Origin of the sequence: Streptomyces sp. NPDC059900, assembly GCF_050270335.1 — a bacterium.
In the GTDB taxonomy this organism is placed as follows: Bacteria; Actinomycetota; Actinomycetes; order Streptomycetales; family Streptomycetaceae; genus Streptomyces.
The window spans coordinates 1-2,036 of record NZ_JBNNJZ010000944.1; the positions used below are offsets into that span (position 1 = coordinate 1).

Sequence of the window (2,036 nt, forward strand, 5' to 3'; positions counted from 1 at the left end):
GGACGGTGCGTGCGCTCCTCGACACCGTGCGCGCCGAGGGACGCACCTCGCTGACCGCGCCGGAGGGCAAGATCCTCGCGGACGCCTACGGGATCGCCGTACCGGGCGAGGAGCTGGCGACGGACGTGGACGAGGCGGTGGCGCACGCCGCCCGCTTCGAAGGGCCCGTCGTCATGAAGATCGTCTCCCCCGACATCCTGCACAAGACCGACGCGGGCGGCGTCATGGTCGGTGTGGAGGGCGCCACCGACGTACGGGCCGCCTTCTGCGAGATCGTCGCCAACGCGCGCGCGTACGCGCCGGAAGCACGCATCGAGGGCGTGCAGGTACAAGAGCTGCTGCCTGCCGGGCAGGAAGTCATCGTCGGGGCGGTGACCGATCCGACGTTCGGGAAGGTCGTCGCCTTCGGTCTTGGCGGCGTACTCGTCGAGGTCCTCAAGGACGTCACGTTCCGCCTCGCGCCGGTCGACGCGGACGAGGCCGCCTCGATGCTGGACTCCATACGCGCCGCCGAGGTCCTGCGCGGTGTGCGGGGCGCGCCGGCGGTGGACCGGTGGGCCGTCGCCGAGCAGATACGCCGGGTGTCGCAACTGGTGACCGACTTCCCGGAGATCGCCGAGGTGGACCTCAACCCGGTGATCGCCACTCCGGAGGGGGCCATCGCCGCGGACATCCGCGTCATCCTCTCCGAAGGGGCGCCGAAACCACGCCGTACGTACACGCGCGAGGAGATGCTCACGTCGATGCGGCGGCTGATGGAGCCCCGCTCGGTCGCCGTGATCGGTGCCTCCAACGAACAGGGCAAGATCGGCAACTCGGTGATGCGCAACCTCATCGACGGCGGCTTCTCCGGCGAGATCCACCCGGTGAACCCCAAAGCCGATGACATCTTGGGCCGCAAGGCGTACAAGAGTGTCACGGACGTTCCCGGTGAGGTGGATGTGGCGGTCTTCGCGATCCCCGCAAAGTTCGTGGCGTCGGCCTTGGAGGAGGTGGGTCGCAAGGGCATCCCCAATGCCGTCCTGATCCCCTCCGGGTTCGCCGAGACCGGCGAGCAGGCGCTCCAGGACGAGATCGTGCAGATCGGCGAGCGGCACGGAGTGCGACTGCTCGGCCCGAACATCTACGGCTACTACTCGACGTGGCAGGACCTGTGCGCCACGTTCTGCACGCCGTACGACGTCAAGGGCGGGGTCGCCCTGACGAGTCAGTCCGGCGGCATCGGGATGGCCATTCTCGGCTTCGCGCGCACTACGAAGACGGGCGTTTCGGCGATCGTCGGGCTCGGCAACAAGTCCGACCTGGACGAGGACGACCTCCTCACGTGGTTCGGCGAGGACCCCAACACCCGGTGCATCGCCATGCACCTGGAGGACCTCAAGGACGGCCGCGCCTTCGTGGAGGCCGCGCGGGCGACCGTCCCGAAGAAGCCCGTCGTGGTCCTGAAAGCCGGACGGACGGCCGCCGGGGCGAAGGCCGCCGGATCGCACACGGGCGCGCTCGCGGGCGACGACGCGGTGTACGACGACATCCTGCGGCAGGCGGGTGTCATCAGGGCGCCGGGGCTCAACGAGATGCTGGAGTACGCGCGCGCGTTGCCGGTGCTCCCCACCCCGCAGGGCGACAACATCGTGATCATCACGGGGGCGGGCGGCTCCGGCGTGCTGCTCTCCGACGCGGTGACCGACAACGGGCTGCGGCTCATGGAGATCCCCGACGACCTGGACGCGTCCTTCCGGGCGTTCATCCCGCCCTTCGGGGCGGCGGGAAACCCCGTCGACATCACCGGGGGCGAACCCCCGTCGACGTACGAGGCGACGATCAGGCTCGGCCTGGAGGACCCGCGCATTCACGCGCTCGTCCTGGGCTACTGGCACACCATCGTCACCCCGCCCATGGTCTTCGCCGAACTGACGGCACGCGTGATCGCGGAGTTCCGCGAGCGCGGCATCGAGAAGCCCGTCGTGGCATCCCTGGCGGGCGACGTCGAGGTGGAGGAGGCCTGCCAGTACCTCTTCGAGCGCGGGGTCGTGGCG

1 protein-coding gene is annotated in these 2,036 nt (G+C 69.7%); it reads left to right on the top strand.

Going from position 1 to position 2,036, the window contains the following annotated elements:
- Nucleotides 1–5: 5 nt before the first annotated feature.
- Nucleotides 6–2,036 (top strand): acetate--CoA ligase family protein (locus ACQKIP_RS46000; protein WP_427745726.1); only part of this gene is annotated, 2,031 nt, incomplete at its 3' end.